The sequence below is a fragment of the Streptomyces sp. NPDC049954 genome (genome assembly GCF_040656295.1).
In the GTDB taxonomy this organism is placed as follows: domain Bacteria; phylum Actinomycetota; class Actinomycetes; order Streptomycetales; family Streptomycetaceae; genus Streptomyces.
In genome coordinates this window covers 60,695-78,473 of record NZ_JBFALS010000022.1, presented here as the reverse complement: position 1 = coordinate 78,473, position 17,779 = coordinate 60,695, and the positions used below count along the sequence as shown (strand labels likewise).

Sequence of the window (17,779 nt, the reverse complement as noted above, 5' to 3'; positions counted from 1 at the left end):
TGCGTGATCCGTTTACACAGGAGGCATGATGTCGATCAAGGTCCACAACACGCTGACCGGCCGGACCGAGGAGTTCCGCCCCGAGCGGAAGGCCGAGGTGCGGATGTTCGTGTGTGGACCCACCGTGTACGGCCCCAGCCACGTCGGGCACGCGAAGACGTACACGCAGTTCGACTTCATCGCCCGGTACCTGGAAGCGAGCGGGTACAAGGTCACCTACCTCCAGAACATCACCGACGTCGATGACAAGATCATCCGGCGGTCGGCGGAGCAGGGCATCCCGCCGGAGGAGATCGCGGCCCTGTTCGAGAAGCAGTACCTGGAGGACATGGCCGCGCTGGGTAACACCCGCGTCGACGTCCACGCGCGGGCCCACGACCACATCGACGCGATCGTGGACCAGATCAAGCGACTCATCGAGCGAGGCCACGCCTATCAGCTCGACGACGGCTGGTACTTCGACCTGGCCTCGTTCCCCGCGTACGGCAAGCTCTCCGGTCGCACCGACCTGCGCCCCGAGGACTCGGTGTCGCGGATCGACGACAATTCGAAGAAGCACAACCCGGGCGACTTCGCCCTGTGGAAGGGCCGCAAGGACGGCGAGCCGTTCTGGGAGACCGAGCTGGGCCCCGGCCGGCCGGGCTGGCACATCGAGGACACCGCGATCACGGAGACCTTCTTCGGGGCCTCCTACGACCTCCACGGTGGCGCCGTAGACCTCATCTTCCCGCACCACGAAGCCGAGGTCGCCCAGATGGAAGCCGCCTCCGGCATCGAGCCCCTGGCCCGCTACTGGATGCACACCGGCCTCCTGCGGGTCGACGGCGAGAAGATGTCGAAGAGCACCGGCAACTTCCTCACCATCCGCGACGCCCTGACACGGACGGACTTCCGCACCCTGCGGCACGCCTTCCTCTCCCAGCACTACCGCTCTTCCACGGAGCTCAACGACTCCACGTTGGAGCAAGCCCGAGGGGCACGTCGCCGGATCGAGAACTTCGCCCGGACGATCGACCCCGCGCACACCGACAGCCCGGCGAACGCCGCACGCGCGACGGAGGCATGGAAGGAGATGCGCGAGCGGCTGGACGACGACTTCGACACCCCCGGTGCCCTTGCCGTCCTGTTCCAGTACATCCGCGAGCAGAACCGCATGGAGGGGCCCGCCGGGCCGGCCGCCCTGCGGCTGATCGAGGACGTGAACAACCTCTTCGGAACCTTCGACATCCCCGGCACCGCCCACAGCGACGCCGCCGTCGACGAACTCGTGAAGGAACGCGACCGGCTCCGCGCGGCGAGGAAGTTCGCCGAGGCGGACGCGGTCCGCGACCAGCTCACCCAGCAGGGCGTCGTCCTTGAGGACTCGCCCGAAGGCACCCGTTGGTGGAAGGAGAGCACTTCATGACCTGGAAGAGCCGCTTACCGCTTCTCGTGGAGAGCGCCATCCCGCTCAGCCTCTGCGGAGCGCTGACGGACCACGCGCATGGCCAGACCGCCCGCTCGCGCACCTACCAGGGCGTCATCGACGAATCGCTGCGCAAGAGCGAGTACGTCGAGGTCCCGACGTACCTGGAGCAGGCGGTCGTCTCCCACTGCGCCGAACACATCCGCAGCCACTTCGGGATCGTCCCGACACGCGTAGCCACCCAGCCGGCGGTGATCTACCGCTACGGCCCCGGAATCGGCTTCGTCGCCCACCACGACGAGGTCACCGACATCGAGCGTGAGCGGGCCCGGACCAACGGACAGCCCGTCGTCGGTGGGAACCTCACCCTTGTGGTTTGGCTCAACACGCCGGACTCCTACGGCGGCGGCGAGCTGTTCTTCGAGAACCCCGCCCAGGAGATCAAGCCCCACTGCGGCACTGTGGTCGCCTTCCCCGCCACCCGCGACCACATCCACGGCGTACGGCCGATCACGAGGGGTGAACGTGTGACCCTCGTCGTACGCGTCGATGCCGAATGCCCTTGAGCACAGTTCACTCGCACTGCCGGAGTGGGCAGCCCAGCTCTGCCAGGATGAGCGGGATGACAACGATCGACGGTGAGGTGGCGCCCGGGTTCGAACCGGTCCGCGAGGCGTTCATGGCGAACTTCACCCAGCGCGGGGACATCGGCGCGGCCGTTTGCGTCTACTGGCACGGCCGGCCGGTGGTCGACCTGTGGGGCGGCGTCGCCGACCCCGAGACCGGTCGTCCTTGGACCCGGGACACCCTGCAACTGGTCTATTCGGCGACCAAGGGAGCCACCGCGACTGCGGCGCACATGCTGGTTGAGCGCGGCATGCTGGACCTCGACGCACCGGTGGCGAAGTACTGGCCGGAGTTCGCGGCGAACGGCAAGGAGGGCATCTCCGTGCGCTGGCTCCTGTCCCACCGGGCCGGCCTGGTCACCTTGGACCAACCACTCCCCTTGGCGGACGCTTTGTCCTGGGAGCCCATGGCGGCGGCGCTGGCGGCCCAGCGTCCCCTGTGGACTCCGGGGACGGCACACGGGTACCACGGCCGGACCTGGGGGTGGCTGGCCGGCGAAGTGATCCGCCGGGTCTCGGGCCGTTCGCCGGGCCGCTTCTTCGCTGACGAGATCGCCGGCCCGCTCGGGCTGGACTTCTTCATCGGCTTGCCGACGAACGAACGTGACCGGGTCAGCCGCATGGCGTACCGGCGGCCGGACGTCGACCTCACCACTGTTCCCGCCGAATCGCTTCCTGTTGAACTCCGCGAACAGGTTGCCGCCTGGCGCAACCCGAACTCCTTTAGCAACCGGGCCTTCGCCGTCACCGATCCGGCCGCGATCGACTTCGACTCACCAGAGGTGCAAGCCGCAGAACTTCCGTCTTCCAACGGCATCGGCACTGCACGGGCACTCGCCCGCATGTACGCCGCGCTGATCGGCGAGGTCGACGGCGTGCGCCTGCTCGCCCCGGCATCCCTGTCGTCGGCGACGGAGGAGCAGGCCGGCGGCAGGGACGAGGTGATGGTGACCGCGAGCCGATTCAGCTCCGGATACATGTTGCCCACACGGGACAACCCCATGACCGGCCCGAATGCCTTCGGTCACACCGGCCGTGGCGGCTCGCTCGGCTTCGCCGATCCTGTCCAGGGCATCGCCTTCGGCTACGTCATGAACCACGTCATCAGCGGTTCAGACGACGCGCGCGCGTCTTCGTTGACTGAGGCAGTCCTGGAGTCGCTGGCGTAAGCGATCGCCCTCGGGGCTGCTCCTTTCGCTCTGGCCCCGAGCCCGTTCGCTCCTGTCGACCCTGGTGTCCGATACTTGGCGGTATCTGCTGCCTCGATTGCACAGCCTCACATACCTGCTGTGCGGCTTCCTCGGGATCTTGGTGCTCCCACACTCGGATGACAAGCCATCCCGCGTAGCGCAGCGCCTTATCGGTCTCAACGTCGCGGGCCCGGTTTCCGGCGGTCTTCTCGTGCCAGAATTGGGACGTCCGGATCGCCACGTGGGGGCCGGCCACGGTCGCCTACAAGGCCGCCGAACAGGGCGTTGTCACGGACCGGCCGGACGAGGTGCTGGAGATCGCCGACCGGCTGAGGGGCGGCACGGGGTCCGAGTACCACCGTCACCGGCTCGACGTGGCCAAGGCGTACACCATGACGCGTCAGCCCGGCCGCGCGCTCGAAGTGTTCGGGGAAGTCGCGGCCGAGGCCCCGGAGTGGATCGCGGAGCAGCCCTACGCGCGGCACACGCTGGCCGACACGATCGCCCGGCGGCGCACCCTCACCACCGAGATGCGTCAACTTACCGACCTGGTGGGTCTCTCCCTCTGAAGTCGTCTCTTTCACGCTGAGTTGCTGGGGCACCAGGTCGTCCCGCAGCGGCGGAAAGCCGGACCGCCACCTACTCGTCGGGCGGGCGGTCGAGATGATCGCCGCTGGGCAGGAAAGGCCCTCGACGGGGCTGCGTGCGGCTTCCGTCGGGTGGACCCTCGGCTCAGGACAGCGGCAGGTCCACGATCATCACGGCGTACGTCGGGGAGTCGGGGAACGGCTGGTCCTCCCCGGCCTTGCGGTAGCCCCAGGACTCGTACAGGGCTTGGACCTTCGGGTGGGTCACGTCCACCAGTAGTGCCGCCAGGTCTTCCTCCCGGGCGTCCATGAGTGCCCGGTGCAGGCGCTCCGCCGTGCCCGTCTTGCGCCACGGCTCGCGCACCATCAACTCCGAGAAGTGGTACGTGCGCGACTTCTCCGGCGCCGGGTCCAGGTGCTCCCGCCACCACTCGCGGCCCTCCGCGCCGGGAGCGCCGTACGCGAAGCCCGCAGGCTCGTCCCCGTCGTAGGCGATCACACAGGAGAAGCCGGGGTTCCCGCCCCAGTGGTCCACGAACCAGGGGAACTTCCGCCGGAACTCGTCGTCGGCGATCCGGTCGGCGTGCACGTCCGCGTGGACGTCGATCAACGTCTGCCGGATCGCCGGCAGATCGTCGTGGCCGTAGTGGCGCAGCTCCAGGGCTGAGGTCATCGGGCCTGGCTCCATTCAGATCGATAGCGGTCTTCCCACTCTCGCGCGGTTCCGGAGTCCGGTGCCAGAGTGATCAATTTTCGGTAGAAGTCTCCGAGGTAGGAGCGCATGCGGCCGGGCAGGGAGTTGGCATGCATCAGCGCGAATACCTTCTTCGTCGTCGCACACGCCTGGTCCACGTCGCGCTGGTGAAGCTGTGCTGTGGCGAGCTGAAGAGTGGCCAGGGCGCGGTTCCGGCGGAACTGCTCCGGGATGATGGCCAAGGCGCGATGGGATGCCGCCTCGGCACCCGTCGCGTCCCCGATCTTGTCCCGCACGATGGCGGTGATGGCCAGCAACTCGGCGGGGCCGTAGAAGGCCACCCACGACGGCCGGGAATGGTCAGCGCCCGCCTTCTCCAGTGCATCTTCCGCCTGCCCCAACGACCGCAAAGCGCCTCGGCGGTCACCGATGCCGGAATGCCCGATTGCCGTGCGGGCGTGGGCGAGAGAGGCGAACAGCGGGTCTCGGCGCGTCACGGCGGTCGCCTGCGCTGCCTGGCCCGCATCCACGGCTTGCGAGACTTCCCCGCGGTGCAGCGCGAGCATGGCGTGTGAGTTCCACACGCGCAGTTCGGCCACGGAGTCCTTCGCCATGCCCGCCAGGTACAGCGCGCGGTTCAGGTGGCTTTGGGCGCGGTCGCTCTGGCGGGCGTCCACGGCCGACCAGGCGGCCGACGCGGTGTAGTTCGCGGCCACGCTGAAGAGGCGCTGCCGGATGCGCTGGGAGGCGGCCCGCTTCTGGAGTTCCAGAGCCTCGGACGCGCCGGCTAACGCGGCACGTTCCAGTGCCTCGTGCCCGCCTCTGGAAGCGTCCAGGGCCGTCAGGGCGTCGAGCCCGCTGCGCAGCCGGATCACGTCCGTTGTTCCGACCACGTACGGTCGGGCGGCTAGCAGGGGCACGACGGCGGCGGTCGTGCCGGTGGCCGCGGTGAGGAAGTTCCTGCGGTGCACAGGGTCCTCCGTCCTGTTGGGGCTTCGTCGGCTTGCTGGGGGTCGGAACCCGAGTTCCCCGGCGCTACGGCCGAATACTGCCTCCAGGGCTTCGCGCTGCCGAGGGTGGGGCCAGCGGGTCTTTCCGGTCAGCCAGTGACGCACCGTGCGGTCGCTCACCGTGCCTTCCCGGCCGAGGGACCGGAGGTAGTCGTTCACGGCCTCTGCCAACTCGGTCTGCGTCGATCCTGCTTCGCTGAGCGCATCCGCCAGGTGCGTGTTCGCCTCCACGCCACCCAAGGTAGCGAGACAGCGAGATCGCGGCGTCGGAGCAGCGGCGAAATTTCCGGTCGCCCGCATTGCACAGCGGCCCGACATTTCCTCACGTGGTGTCGCGTTCCGTCGTTGACTGAGTGCTTTCCGTCACTGGGGCGAAGCGTGGCGGCCCGCTGAAGTCGCTCGCTCCCACGCCCCGCTGGTGCGTACCGCACCTCCGGCTCACCGACGAGGGGTCCTGATGACCGTGACCGTCACATCCCGCCCGACCGGGCACCCCGGCTACAGCGAGACCCTGCCGCGCGAGCCCGAGAGCGCCGCGACGGCCCGGCGGCTGCTGCGTACCGCCTGTGCCGTGTGGGGGCTGGACGGACTGGCCGAGGACGGTGTCCTGATCGTCTCCGAGCTGGTGGCGAACGCCGTGCGGCACGCCCGGCGGGAGTCCATCCGGGTCACGGTCGAGCGCCGCGAGGGGGATCGTGTGCGTGTCGGTGTCGTGGACTTCTCGCGGCGGTGCCCCGTGCGTCAGGATGCGGGCCCCGAGGACGAGAGCGGGCGTGGTCTCGCTCTCGTGGGCGAACTGGCGGCGGACTGGGGCACCGCCCGGCTGCCGTGGGGCAAGCAGGTGTGGGCGGAGCTGGAGGAACGCGGGTGAGCCACGAGGAGACGACTTCCGCGCGCAGCGCCGCCCGGGCCCATCTGTCTGAGTTGATCGAGATGTTCGGTACGGACGGGTGGTTGCAGGTCAGCACCGCCGGGGCCGGGGAAGCCGACACGGCCGGTGGCGCTTCGGGTGCCCCTCCCCGGGGTGGCGGAAGGGGAGGGCGGCGAGCGGACTCGGCTGAACACGCGGGCGGGCCCGGTACCCGGAACGGCGATCGACGGCGCGGGTCAGCGCGGCTGTCCCGTCGCGGAGTTGGGGGAGAAGACAGCCACGTTGAGGACGCCGTGACGGGAGGGGTTCGCATGTCGCAGACCGAAGGTGCACGACTGTTCCGGGAGACCTGGATCGCGGGGGTGCGTCAGCATTTTCCCGGGGAGCCGAAGGCCGGCTACGTCACCCCGTGGGAGGACACCCCGCAGTGGGAGCGTGCGGCCGCCGGGGCGGTCTACGAGCAGGTCCGGCAGTTCGTCGAGATCAGTGGCGGGCACGCGGCGCGGCTGTCCCGGGAGCAGAAGAGCCGGTTCGTCGCGACGTGCTGGACGGCGCAGATGTACCAGCACTTCGAGGACCCGAAGCCCGGGTACGTGGCGGACTGGCCCGACCTGCCGTCCTGGCGCGGGAGACCGACGCCGACATCTTCGAGGCCGTCGAGAAGGCGCTGAGCTGACGCGGACTCGCGAGGGGCCGCCGGGCACGCCCTCAGCCCTCCGCGCGGAGCGGTCGGCCGGGTGACCGCTCCGCTTGGCTCAGCGGTCGCGTCCGCCCCCGAAGGACCACAGGGCCGCCGCGACGACGAGGGCCACCGCCACCGCCTCGCGCGCGCTCAACGGCTCGTGCAGGGCGAGGAAGCCGATGGCCACGCCCACGGCCGGGCCGAGGCCCAGCAGGACGCCGAAGGCGCGTGAGTCGATGCGGCGCAGCACCGTCATGTCGAGGGCGTACGGCACGAGTGAGGACAGCAGCGCCACCGCGAGGCCCGGCAGCAGCAGGCCCGGCTGCCGCACCACCGCACCGCCGTCCGCGAGGGCCGCCACCGGTACGAGGACGACCGCGCCCACCAGCAGCGCCACGGACAGGCCGGTGAAGTCGGGGAACAGCCGCCCCACGCGTTTGCTCAAGCCGACGTACGCGCCGCGGCAGACCGCCGCCGCGAGCCCGAACCCGAGCCCCGCGACTGGCACGTGACCTCCGGGGGCGCCGAGCAGCAGCACCCCGGCCAGGGCCAGCAGCCCGGCCGCCAGGTGGGCCGGGCGACGCGACAGCGCGACGGCGAGCAGCAGCGGGCCCAGTAGCTCGACCGTGGAGGCGACGCCCAGCGGGAGCCGTCCGATGGCCTGGAAGAAGGTCAGGTTGTTGGCCGCGAACACCAGGCCGAGCGCGCCCGCCGCGCCCCACTGCCGCGCGCTGAGCCGGTGCACCGCGGGCCGCACCACCGCCGCCGTGACCAGCGCGGCGAAGCCCAGCCGCAGGCCCGCCATCGCCGTCGGGTCCAGCCGGTCGTACGTCGTCTTCGCGACCGCGGAACCCGCCTGGAGACTGCATATCTGGAGGAGGACGAGGAGCGGCGCGACCCGGACGAGACGGTCGCGCGTCCCGCCGGTGCCGACTGCCGACCGGTCCGCCGACTCCGCCGACTCCGCCGACTTCCTGGCGCTCACGTCCGCCGATTCCCCGGTGCTCGTGCCCGTCGGCTCCCTGGTGCTCATGACGTTCAGCGTGATGTCATGGCCTTGTGCAGTTCAACCATTACGGCGGTCAGGCGGCCCGGCTGGCCGCCGACCTGGTCAACGCCTCGCCGGACGCCGACCTCGACCTCGTCCTCGCGGCGCACGACGTGCACCGTCCGCCGCTCACCGGGGCCGCCCGCCGCGCGCTCCTGCGCTGGGCGGCGGACGGTCTCGCCCCGTGCTTCACGGCCCTGGCCGCACACCTCGCAGAGGCGGAGCGCGAGGCCGGGCCGGCCGCGCGCTGCGCACGGGTCAACGCGCTGCTCGCGGTGGCCTCGACGCAGCCGCGCATCTCCCTGCACGACGGACACCCGCACCTGCACTACGGCCCCGACGACCGGGACGCCGTCGCGCACGTCAAGGCCTCGACGGCCGCCGGGCTCGCGTACGTCGTGTGCTTCGCGGGCGCCCAACGGCTCGGCCGCTGCGCCCGCGCGGGGTGCGCACGCGCGTACGTCGACACCTCGCGGGGCGGCAGGCGCGCCTACTGCTCTGTGCGGTGCGCGAACAACGACGCGGTGGCCCGGCACCGCGCCCGGCACCCGGGGACACGGCCATGAGCCGGGATCGCGCCCTGCCAGGCCCTACGCTGCCGGGATGACGCAGGACGACGACGAGTTCGGGGCCCCCGCGAAGGCCGCGTCCCTGGTGCGCTCGGCGCTGGAGCGCGCCTGCCCCGGTTCGGTCACCCGGCTGCGCGGTTCGCTCGCGGCCGGCCGGGCCGACGCGTACAGCGACATGGACATCGAGTGGCGGGTGCCCGCGGACCGGTTCGCCGTGTGCGTACGCGAACCGGGCACCGTACTGCGGGAGGCGGCCCGCGCGCTGCGGGAGGTGTACGGCGACGCCTGGCCGCGGCGGCGGGCCCCCACGACGGCGCACGCCCGCGCGGCCTCCACCGGCCCGGCGTACGCCTCCACCGGCCCGGCGCACGCCTGCGCGGTCCGCACCGACCCCGAGTACGCGCACTCCCCGGGCGCGCGCCTGCTCTTCGTACGGTTCCCGGGGCTGCCGCTGTTCTGGCGGCTGGACCTCATGGTCCTGGCCGAGGGCGGCACGGCGGCGGGGGAGGGGACGGAGCCCGGGGAGGGCAGGGACGCCCCGGAGGCGGACTGGTCGCTGCCCGCGAGCGCGCTGGAGAACGCCATCGCCGCTGTGAAGGCCCTGGCCAGAGCGGACCCGGAGACCGCGGCCGGACTCCTGAGCCGGGGCCTCGCCCGCCTCGGCGAGCGGCCCGGCACCCGGACCGGGGACGGGCCCGGTGACGGGGGAGAGGGACAGTACGGCGGGCAGGCGGGGGACTGGCCGGCCGCCGTCAGTGTGCTCGTGCGCGCCGCCGTCCGCGCGGAGCCAGGTCTCGCGGAACTGGGCGCGCAGACGGAACACGTGGCCCGCCGCCTGCTGCCACCGGGCCCCGGGGACGGTCACCCCGGGGCGGCAGCACCCCTCAGATGGCTTCCAGCAGCCACGGACGGATCACCCGGCGGGCCTGGTGCAGACGGGACTTGACGGTCCCGAGCGGGATGCCCATGCGCTCGGAGATCTCGGCGTAGTCCAGCTGGCAGATGTCCCGGTAGACGAGCGGCGCGACCAGGTGCGGGCTGTCCCGTTCGAGCCGGTCGAGCGCCTCCAGCAGGTCGAGCCGCGAACCGGCGATGACGCTGGTCGTCCGCGGATCGGTGCTCTGCTGCTCCTCCGGCGCCGTGGACTGCTCGGCCGAGCGGCGCTTCAACTCCCTGTACTTCTGCCGGGAGCAGTTGGCGACGACGGTGTACAGCCACGTGCTGAAGCGGCTGCGTCCCTCGAAGCGGCGGATGTTGCGGGCGATCTGGAGCAGGACGTCCTGAGCGGCCTCCTCCGCGTCCTCCCGGTACAGCAGGAAACGGCCGCAGCGGCGTACGACCTCCGGGCTCACCGCCCGCAGCAGATCGTCGAGGGCCTGTTCGTCGCCCGCCGAGGCCCGCAGCGCGAGGGCCTCGGTGTCGGGACGTCCGTGCTGGTCGGGGGGGATCGTGGCGGAAGTCATGGGGCCTTCGGAGCGAGAGACGTCATCCGGGCATCATAAAAGGTATGCCATCACCTCAACAGATCGGCCGGTACCGGGTTCTGCGCCGTCTCGGTTCCGGAGCCTTCGCCGTTGTCTGGCTCGCCCACGACGACCGCCTCGACGCCCCCGTGGCCGTCAAGGTCCTGGCCGACAACTGGGCCTACCGCATGGACATCCGCGAACGCTTCCTGAGCGAGGCCCGTCTGCTGCGGCGGGCCGGCTCCGGCGGGGTGGTGCAGGTCTTCGACGTCGGCGAGCTTCCGGACGAACGCCCTTATTTCGTCATGGAGTACGCGGACCTCGGCAGCGTCGAGGACCTTCTGACCGCGGGCCCCCTCCCGCAGGCGGAGGCGCTGCGGCTCACGACCGGGGCCGCGCGCGGAGTCGCCTCCCTGCACGAGGCCGGCATCGTGCACCGCGACATCAAGCCCTCGAACGTACTGCTGAAGGGGCTGGCCGGACCCTCGGGCGGCACCGACGCGAGCGGTGAACGCGTCCTCGTCGCCGACCTCGGCCTCGCCAAGAACCTCGCCCAGGCCACCGGGCTGACCGTCGTCGCCGGGTCCGCCGGCTACATGGCGCCCGAACAGTCCGACCCGCCGGTGGACGGCATCGACGTACGCGCCGACGTGTACGGGCTCGGGGCCCTGCTCTACCACCTGATGACGGGCTCGGTCCCGGGACCGCCCGGCCGGGTGCTGCCCCCGCACGAACTGCTGCCGGACGTCCCGGCCACCGTGAGCGCCGTCATCGCCAAGGCGATGGCCCCCGACCGCGAGGACCGCTTCAGCTCCGCCGCCGAGCTGATGGACGCGCTGCGCCGCCTGCGGAACACACCGGCTCCGGCGGGGCGGGCGGAGCCGGTCGCGGCGACGGGACCGGTACGGGAGCAGACACCGGCGGCGTCGGTGGCGGAACCGGTGTCGTCCGTGGCGGAAGCGGTGTCGCCGGTGGCGGAACCGGCGTCGTCCGTGGCGGAACCGGCTTCGAGCACCCCCGTGCGGGAAGGTCCTCGGACGCCCGTGCCGGAAGAGGCCCCGGTAGCGGCCCCGTCCCCCTCCTCCTCGTCCCCGTCGACTCCGTCCTCCGCGTGGGGGGCGGTGACCGTGCGGGGATCGGAGTCGAGGCTGCGGGCGGCGCCCGAGTCCGTGGCGTGGCCGGTCCTGAGCGCGGACCGGCAACCCGTCCCGCCGAAGGACTCGTACGCCACCCCGGCGGCCCCCGCGTCCTCCGTCCCGTCTCCCCGTACGCCTCCGGAGCCGTCGCCGGGCAGTCCTCTCGGCCCGGTGAGTGGGCGGCCCGGGCGGCCCCGGCGGCGGGCGCGCTGGATCACGGTGGCCGCCGTGGTGGTCGTACTCGCCGCCGGGGGCGGGGTGATAGCGGCACAGCACGACAAGGGCGGGAAGGCGCAGGCCGCCACAACCTCCGTGGTGAGCGACGGCAAGCACCGCATCAGCCTCGAAGTACCGGCGAAGTGGGCCGCGCAGTACGCCGACCCGGACTGGGACCCGGCCACGCTCGGGCTCGGCGCCGGAAAGGAGCCCGCGCTCACCGTCGCCCAGCAGGTCGCGGACTGGGGCGACCTGGGCAAGGACGTCAACGGGGTCTTCGCGGGTCTCGCGCCCGGGGCGACGGCGCTCGCCGAGAACGTCGCGCGGGTCCGGCACGGAAGCTGCCGCGCGGGCGACGAGCGGAAGGCCGACGTCCCCGACTGGGACGCCACCGTCCGCACCTGGGAGAAGTGCGGGGCGGACGGACAGCAGCTCTACGAGATCGCGATGACCCCGAAGGCCGGGAAGACCGGGAAGGCCGGAAAGAAGGGGACCGACGCCGTGTACGCGCAGATCCGCTGCGGCGGCGAGAGCGGCGGCGTCGCCCCGGAGGACTGCGCCAGGACCACGGATGAGATCCTGCGCAGCCTCAGCGTGAAGCCCTCCTGAAGCCGTCGTCGGCCCTCGTCCCGGGGCAGTCGCGGGAGCCCCCGGAGAATTGGTCCGGGAACCCGCGAACTTTTCCGGGCGGGGCCGCATCCCAGGTAGGTGTAGGGCTTGAGGGGGCGACGGGGAACGACAACGGGAGTGACGCAGCCATGACCAGGACGCGACGAAGCACACAGGGCCCCGCAGCGACCGGACGCGACCGCTCCGGCCGTCGTCGCGGCAGGCCCGCCACGGCGGGCACCGCGGCCGTGCTCGCGGCCGCCGCACTGCTCCTGACCGCCTGCGGGGCCGAGGGGGACAAGGACGCGGGGCCCCAGCACGTGAAAACCGGCGCCGGCCCGGTGCAGGACGACGGCGGCGCGAGCAAGGGCACGGGCACCGGCGGCGCCAAGGGCGGCGACTCCGACGAGGGGGGCAAGCCCTCGCAGGGCAGCTCCCCGGACGACGGCGGCTCGGACTCCTCGTCCGGCACGTCCGGCTCCGCCGACGGCGCGTCCTCCGGCTCCGACTCCTCCTCGGGCGGCTCCGGCTCCACCGGTTCCTCGGGCTCCGGGGGAACGGCGCAGGGCGGCTCCTCGGGCGAGGACGCCCCCTCCGCCTGCCGCAGCGACCAGATGAAGGCCTCCGTGGGCGCCAACCACCCGGGCGCGGGCCAGGAGAACTTCGCGGTCGTCCTGACCAACACCTCGGGCGGCACCTGCACGGTGTACGGCTTCCCCGGCCTGTCCTTCCTCGACGGCGCGGGCACACCGGTCACCGCCGACCCGGAGCGCACCGGCGGGGCCAAGATGAAGATCACCCTGTCCCCCGGCAAGAGCGCGTGGGCGCCCCTGTCCTTCGCCAACCCCGAGATGACCGGGGCGAAGCAGGTGACCCCGGCCACGGTGCGCGTCACCCCGCCCGACCAGGAGACCCCGCTGCCCATCCCGTGGGAGGGCGGCGCCCTCTCCGCCGACGGCTCCACCGGCCGCGCCAAGATCGGCCCCATGGCCCTGGGCACGGGGGGCTGAGGCCGGGGGCCGGAGCCGAGGGGCCGTGGGGCCGAAGCCGTCTGCGGCGTGTCCCTCAGGTGGACGCCGCAGTCGCCCTCGTCCTGGCGTCCGCTGTGGTCGAGGTGGTCGAGGTGGTCGCGCCGCCACCTGCCGCGAACCGTGCGACCACCTGTCCGTGGAAGCGGTCCACGGCGTCGTCGACGCTCCGGATGAACCCGGTCTCCGCGCTGCCCCGGGTGAGACCCATCCCCTTGAACAGGGACAGCCGGAAGCCCGTCACCGCGCTCCCGTCCTTGGGCAGCAGATCGCCCGGCTCCGGCCGCAGGCGCTCCAGGGTGCCGCGCGGGCCCTTCCCGCTCCCGCCGGAGACCAGCGTCTCGACGTGCAGATCGGCGGGCGCCTGCTCAAGGAGGCGCAGGAGCCGCTTGACGACCGTGAGGGGATAGGCCGCCTCGGGCGGCGGCACCTCCATGGACACCCGGATCTTCCCGGTCCGCAGATCAGCGGCGATCCCGACCGGCGACACCGCCCCCTCCGTCCGGATCTCCGCCTCCAGCAGCCCCGCCCCGCACAGCCGGTCGGCCTGAGCGAGACGCCGGTCCGTCGGCCCGCTCCCGCGTCGTGCCCGCTGCACGGGCAGAGTTCTGCGCCCCAGCTCACCGCCGAGCCGCAGACACACCTGACGGATCAGCCGCTCCCAGCTCTCCACGACCGCGACCGCCTGCGGATCACCCAGGCACAGCGTCTCGGCGTCGATGCCGTTGCGCACCGGAACCCAGGCCGGGCCCATGTTCTGGAAGCCGTGACAGCCCGAGTTGTCGTGCTGGAGGTAGTGCAGGAGCTCCTGGAGCAGCCACGCGTGCGCCGCGTTGCCCACACCCTCGTGCCGGATCAGCAGCTGTGCCTGCTGCGTCACCTCGGCCCAGGACAGATGCCGCAGCGCGGCCCGGTTCTTGCGCCGTCCGTCGGTACGCACCTCGACCAGCGGGGTGCCTTCGAGGGCGACGTCGTTCGAGAGGGTGATCACCGCCTCGTACCCGCGCCGCGTCGCGATGTCCATATAGGCCTGGACCTGCTCGGACTTGAGCGGATTGCCATTGGTCTTGGTCTCGACGAGGGCCGTCCACAGTTTTCCGGCCCGTTCCACGCGGATGACCCCGTCCGGACGCCTGGGGCTGTCCCCGTGGGGCAGTACGACCTCCGTGAAGGTCTGCGTCCGCCCGGCCGGCGCCCCGAAACCGGCCAGCAGACGGCGCGCGAACTCCGGTACCTCGGCGAGTACCGCGAGAAGCACGGACGTCGCCCGCACCTCGCGCTCCCGGTCGCTCTTGAGCGAGGGCACGGGGAACAGCCGGGCCGGGCGCCACGCCTCGTTCTCGGCGAGCGACTTCCCGACGACCTTCGGCAGCGTCACCTTCTTCTTGGCGGTCCGGGGACGGCGGGGGCGCGGTGCCGTCGGCGACCCGGTCACTCCCGTACCGGTCGGCGCGGGTACGGCGGTCCCGTCCGGCACCGGTGGCGCGGCTACGCCGGTCGCGGTCGCGGTCGCGAGCACGGCAGCCGCGGCTCCCTCGGTGTGGACGCGCGGCGCCGGGAGGACGACCGTCCCCTCACCCGGGGAGCCCTCGCCCGACGAGCCGCCGCTCGCCGCGACAGCCTGCGGCCCGGCTCCGGAGTCCCCGGCGCCGGTGCGGGCCTCGGTCCCGGCCGCCGCCTCCGTCGCTTCCTCCGCCTCCTCGTCGACGTCGATGCCGAAGTCCGTGGCGAGTCCGGCCAGCCCCGACTCGTAGCCCTGGCCGATCGCGCGGAACTTCCAGTGCCCGTTCCTCCGGTACAGCTCACCGAAGAGGAAGGCGCTCTCGACCGTGGCGTCGTCGATCGGATAGCTCAGCAGAGGCTCCCCGTGGCGGTCGCCCAGGGTCACGCGCAGCCCGTCGAGGTCCCCGAACCGTGAGCCCCGGTCCCGGCTCGCGGCGACCACGACCCGCTCGACAGCGGCCGGGACCGCGCTCAGGTCGACACTGACCCGGTCCTCGCTCCCCGTCCCGGTCGGCACCTTGCCCAGGAGCTGCACGCTGCCGTCGGCGGCGGACGGGTTGTTGTAGAAGAAGAAGTCCGCGTCGCTGCGCACCCGGCCGTCGTCGCCCAGCAGCAGCACCGACACGTCGGCGTCGCCCTCGCCGTCCGCACTGCTCCAGTTCAGCCCCACCAGAACCGAGTCCGCGTCCTCGCTCAGCGCGGAGAGGTCCACGTTCGACCCCTTGGCCATCTCATGCATACGGCCCCCCACGGCGGTGCCGCATCCCCGCGGCCCACCGGACGTCGTTCCGTGCCCCGGCGGTCACCCGCCGCGCACCCCCGGGCTCACCGTACGCCGGGGCGTCGGACTTGTGGCGAGGATCGGAAGATCAGGTGAAGAACGGACCACCGCCCTCCGCATCACCGCGCCGACGTCCTGCGGATCACCGGGCCCATGCCCCGCGGATCACCGCGCCGGCGTCGCGTCGCCGTACCCGCTCGGTGTTCCTCCGCGCTGCGGACCCCGCCGGACAGTCGGAGCATGGACCCAGAGAGCCGCGCGCACGCCCCCGCGTACCCGTCGTAGCCGTACGAGGGCGCGTGCGCCACGAGGCCGCTGGGAGGAGAGGGGCTTGAGCGAGGGCACTGAGGGCGACGGCCGTTCCGGGCGCGGTGGTGAGGGGGCCGCCGGGGACCGCCCCGGGGCGGGGGCCGGTGCGGGCGGACGTGCGGCGGACGGTGGGGGGCGGGACGCCTCCTCGTCGGCGGACCCGTCCCGTGCCCCGCGGGACAAGGGCACGTTCCCCCCGCTGCGCGGGGAAGGGCACAAGGCGGCCGAACGGCGCCAGATCGAGGCGCTCAACCAGTTGCCGCCCACGCCCGAGGCCGGTGCGCCCGAGGCCGGTGCGCCCGAGACCGGCGTGCCCGAGACCGGCGTGCCCGACGAGGGCCCGCCCGGCTCCGCGCCGCCCGCGACGGGCGGCGGTCCGCGCCGCCCCCGGGAGGCCACGCTCCTGGACGCCGGGCACGCGCTCGCGGAGGCCACCTCGCTGGAGGAGGCGCTGCGGGTCGTCGTCCGGCTGCGGGCCGGCGCGGACTTCGACCTCCACGGGCAGGTCGTGTTCGGGGTCGGCGAGAGCTTCCTCAACGCCGTCGCGCAGGCCGACTTCCGTCCCGGCGGCCTCGACAAGAGCTTCCGCATGCCGTTGACCACGGGTTATCCGGCGGTGGAGGTCGCCCGTACGGGCCGTGCCGTCTTCCTGTCCTCCCCGGAGGAGTACCGCGACCGCTTCCCCGCCACCTGGCAGCTCTCGGCGCGCAAGGGCCGGGGCGCCTGGGCCTTCCTCCCGCTGACCGCGGCGGGCCGGGTCACCGCCGTGTGGCTGGCCGCGTTCGACAGCCCGAAGGAGTTCGGCTCACCCGAACGGGCCCTTCTCGACACGACGGCCGTACTTCTCTCCCAGGTCTTCGAACGCAGCCGCGCGAACACGGCGGAACTCGCGCTCTCCCGGGGCCTGCGCAGCAGCATGGGGGCCGCGGGGGAGGCGCGCGGCGGACTCGCCGTCGCGACGCGCTACGTCCCGACCGGCGGCGGTCTCATGGTCGGCGGCGACTGGTACGACGTGATCGACCTGCCCAGCGGCCGGGTCGGCCTCGTCATCGGCGACGTCCAGGGACACGACGTGCACGCGGCGGGCCTCATGTCGCAGCTGCGCACGGCCGTCCACGCCTACGCCGCCGAGGGGCACGGCCCGGACGCGATCCTCTCGCGCACCTCCCGGTTCCTCGCCGCCGTCGACGAGGAACGGTTCGCGACCTGCGTCTACGTCGAGGCCGACCCCGCCACCGGCACCCTCCACGTGGCCCGCGCCGGGCATCCGCACCCCGTCCTGCGGCTGCCCGACGGCACCTGCCTCGTCCGGCACATCCGGGGCGGGCTGCCGCTCGGGCTCATGGCCGGCGAGAACGACTACCCCGTGGACGTCATGGAACTGGGCGAGGGCGAGGTCCTCATGCTCTGCACGGACGGCCTGATCGAGACCGGCGGCCACGACATGTTCACCGGCTGGGTGCGGCTGCGGGACGCCATGACGGACGCCCCCGCCGCCGACCTGGAGGGCATGGCCGACCGCCTCATGGGCGTCGTCACCGGGCCCGCCCGCGAACCCCACGAGCAGGCCCCCACCCGGGGCGGCGACGACATCGCCCTGCTCCTGCTGCGCAGGGACGCCGAGGACACCTCCACCGCCGTGCCCGAACGCCGCCTCGTCCTCACCATCCGCCAGGACCAGGGCGAAGGGCTCTCCGAGGCCCGCGAGGAACTACGCGCCCTGCTCCACGACTGGACGCGGGAGGACCAGGTCGACACCGCCGTCCTGCTCACCTCGGAACTCCTCGGCAACGTCCTCGTCCACACCGACCAGTCCGCCGCGCTCGCCGTCCGCGTCCTCGGCGACCGGGGCCGGCGCTCCCTGCGCATCGAGGTCACCGACCGGGGCGACGAACTGCCCCACCAGCGCGCCCCCGGCGAACTCGCCTCCTCGGGCCGCGGCCTCGTCCTCCTCGACCTCCTGTCCCAGGCCTGGGGCGTGCGCCCGGAGCCCGAGGGCAAGACGGTGTGGTTCGAACTCGGCGAGCAGGACTGAGCCGCGCCTGCCGCCCC

Annotated in this window: 15 protein-coding genes and 1 pseudogene; 11 read left to right on the top strand and 5 right to left on the bottom strand. The window is 72.6% G+C overall.

What is annotated here, in order from left to right; all coding sequences use genetic code 11:
- Positions 1-25 precede the first annotated feature (25 nt).
- The 4 genes from cysS to AB0J21_RS32020 all read left to right on the top strand — a co-directional run bounded on the left by cysS (position 26) and on the right by AB0J21_RS32020 (position 3,790).
- On the top strand, positions 26-1,405 hold the full coding sequence (gene cysS, locus AB0J21_RS32035) for a cysteine--tRNA ligase (protein WP_363149665.1): 1,380 nt from the start codon (positions 26-28) through the stop codon (positions 1,403-1,405).
- Positions 1,402-1,971 (top strand): 2OG-Fe(II) oxygenase, encoded by a 570-nt coding sequence (locus AB0J21_RS32030; protein ID WP_363149664.1) that lies wholly within the window; start codon positions 1,402-1,404, stop codon positions 1,969-1,971. Before cysS ends, AB0J21_RS32030 begins: the two co-directional genes overlap by 4 nt.
- Positions 1,972-2,018: 47 nt before the next feature.
- On the top strand, positions 2,019-3,200 hold the full coding sequence (locus AB0J21_RS32025) for a serine hydrolase domain-containing protein (protein ID WP_363149663.1): 1,182 nt from the start codon (positions 2,019-2,021) through the stop codon (positions 3,198-3,200).
- 329 nt (positions 3,201-3,529) lie between these two features.
- Positions 3,530-3,790, top strand: coding sequence for a hypothetical protein (locus AB0J21_RS32020; RefSeq protein WP_363149662.1), 261 nt, complete (start codon positions 3,530-3,532; stop codon positions 3,788-3,790).
- Between the two features lie 163 nt (positions 3,791-3,953).
- Here the strand turns inward: AB0J21_RS32020 and AB0J21_RS32015 are convergent, their stop codons facing one another.
- Entirely contained in the window at positions 3,954-4,481 is a 528-nt protein-coding gene (locus AB0J21_RS32015; protein ID WP_363149661.1) for a GNAT family N-acetyltransferase, read from the bottom strand.
- On the bottom strand, positions 4,478-5,743 hold the full coding sequence (locus AB0J21_RS32010) for an XRE family transcriptional regulator (protein ID WP_363149660.1): 1,266 nt from the start codon (positions 5,741-5,743) through the stop codon (positions 4,478-4,480). The genes AB0J21_RS32015 and AB0J21_RS32010 overlap by 4 nt, the downstream gene beginning before the upstream one ends.
- A gap of 226 nt (positions 5,744-5,969) precedes the next feature.
- Between AB0J21_RS32010 and AB0J21_RS32005 the strand changes: the two genes are divergently transcribed.
- Both AB0J21_RS32005 and AB0J21_RS32000 read left to right on the top strand, forming a co-directional pair.
- Complete coding sequence (locus AB0J21_RS32005) at positions 5,970-6,383, top strand: ATP-binding protein (RefSeq protein WP_363149659.1); 414 nt, start codon at positions 5,970-5,972, stop codon at positions 6,381-6,383.
- A 311-nt stretch (positions 6,384-6,694) separates the two neighbouring features.
- Positions 6,695-7,059 (top strand): annotated as a pseudogene (locus AB0J21_RS32000) (hypothetical protein).
- 79 nt (positions 7,060-7,138) lie between these two features.
- Here the strand turns inward: AB0J21_RS32000 and AB0J21_RS31995 are convergent.
- Complete coding sequence (locus AB0J21_RS31995; RefSeq protein WP_363149658.1) at positions 7,139-8,098, bottom strand: EamA family transporter; 960 nt, start codon at positions 8,096-8,098, stop codon at positions 7,139-7,141.
- A 26-nt stretch (positions 8,099-8,124) separates the two neighbouring features.
- Here AB0J21_RS31995 and AB0J21_RS31990 point away from each other — a divergent pair, with 26 nt between their 5' ends.
- A complete protein-coding gene (locus tag AB0J21_RS31990; protein WP_363149657.1) occupies positions 8,125-8,679 on the top strand; it encodes a CGNR zinc finger domain-containing protein in 555 nt (184 codons plus the stop codon).
- Positions 8,680-8,716: 37 nt separating this feature from the next.
- A complete protein-coding gene (locus AB0J21_RS31985; protein ID WP_363149656.1) occupies positions 8,717-9,628 on the top strand; it encodes a hypothetical protein in 912 nt (303 codons plus the stop codon).
- Here AB0J21_RS31985 and AB0J21_RS31980 read toward each other — a convergent pair.
- Positions 9,567-10,145 (bottom strand): RNA polymerase sigma factor, encoded by a 579-nt coding sequence (locus AB0J21_RS31980; protein ID WP_363149655.1) that lies wholly within the window; start codon positions 10,143-10,145, stop codon positions 9,567-9,569. The two genes, AB0J21_RS31985 and AB0J21_RS31980, sit on opposite strands and share 62 nt — an antisense overlap.
- Before the next feature lie 44 nt (positions 10,146-10,189).
- On the opposite strand from AB0J21_RS31980, the gene AB0J21_RS31975 reads away from it, so the two are divergent.
- Positions 10,190-12,106, top strand: a complete 1,917-nt coding sequence (locus tag AB0J21_RS31975) for a protein kinase (RefSeq protein ID WP_363149654.1) — start codon at positions 10,190-10,192, stop codon at positions 12,104-12,106.
- A gap of 149 nt (positions 12,107-12,255) precedes the next feature.
- Positions 12,256-13,116: a DUF4232 domain-containing protein gene (locus AB0J21_RS31970; protein ID WP_363149653.1), complete on the top strand. Its 861-nt coding sequence runs from the start codon at positions 12,256-12,258 to the stop codon at positions 13,114-13,116.
- 55 nt (positions 13,117-13,171) lie between these two features.
- Here AB0J21_RS31970 and AB0J21_RS31965 read toward each other — a convergent pair whose 3' ends face one another.
- Positions 13,172-15,376: a TerD family protein gene (locus AB0J21_RS31965; RefSeq protein WP_363149652.1), complete on the bottom strand. Its 2,205-nt coding sequence runs from the start codon at positions 15,374-15,376 to the stop codon at positions 13,172-13,174.
- A 373-nt stretch (positions 15,377-15,749) separates the two neighbouring features.
- On the opposite strand from AB0J21_RS31965, the gene AB0J21_RS31960 reads away from it, so the two are divergent.
- Positions 15,750-17,762 (top strand): SpoIIE family protein phosphatase, encoded by a 2,013-nt coding sequence (locus AB0J21_RS31960; protein WP_363149651.1) that lies wholly within the window; start codon positions 15,750-15,752, stop codon positions 17,760-17,762.
- Positions 17,763-17,779 lie beyond the last annotated feature (17 nt).

What these genes read in the sequence shown, in the direction of transcription:
- AB0J21_RS31985 (WP_363149656.1), top strand. Translation starts at nt 8,717, where the DNA reads ATGACGCAGGACGACGACGAGTTCGGGGCCCCCGCGAAGGCCGCGTCC.
- AB0J21_RS31995 (WP_363149658.1), bottom strand. Translation starts at nt 8,098, where the DNA reads ATGAGCACCAGGGAGCCGACGGGCACGAGCACCGGGGAATCGGCGGAC.
- AB0J21_RS32030 (WP_363149664.1), top strand. Translation starts at nt 1,402, where the DNA reads ATGACCTGGAAGAGCCGCTTACCGCTTCTCGTGGAGAGCGCCATCCCG.
- AB0J21_RS32015 (WP_363149661.1), bottom strand. Translation starts at nt 4,481, where the DNA reads ATGACCTCAGCCCTGGAGCTGCGCCACTACGGCCACGACGATCTGCCG.
- cysS (WP_363149665.1), top strand. Translation starts at nt 26, where the DNA reads ATGATGTCGATCAAGGTCCACAACACGCTGACCGGCCGGACCGAGGAG.
- AB0J21_RS32005 (WP_363149659.1), top strand. Translation starts at nt 5,970, where the DNA reads ATGACCGTGACCGTCACATCCCGCCCGACCGGGCACCCCGGCTACAGC.
- AB0J21_RS32025 (WP_363149663.1), top strand. Translation starts at nt 2,019, where the DNA reads ATGAGCGGGATGACAACGATCGACGGTGAGGTGGCGCCCGGGTTCGAA.
- AB0J21_RS31975 (WP_363149654.1), top strand. Translation starts at nt 10,190, where the DNA reads ATGCCATCACCTCAACAGATCGGCCGGTACCGGGTTCTGCGCCGTCTC.
- AB0J21_RS31970 (WP_363149653.1), top strand. Translation starts at nt 12,256, where the DNA reads ATGACCAGGACGCGACGAAGCACACAGGGCCCCGCAGCGACCGGACGC.
- AB0J21_RS31980 (WP_363149655.1), bottom strand. Translation starts at nt 10,145, where the DNA reads ATGACTTCCGCCACGATCCCCCCCGACCAGCACGGACGTCCCGACACC.
- AB0J21_RS31965 (WP_363149652.1), bottom strand. Translation starts at nt 15,376, where the DNA reads ATGCATGAGATGGCCAAGGGGTCGAACGTGGACCTCTCCGCGCTGAGC.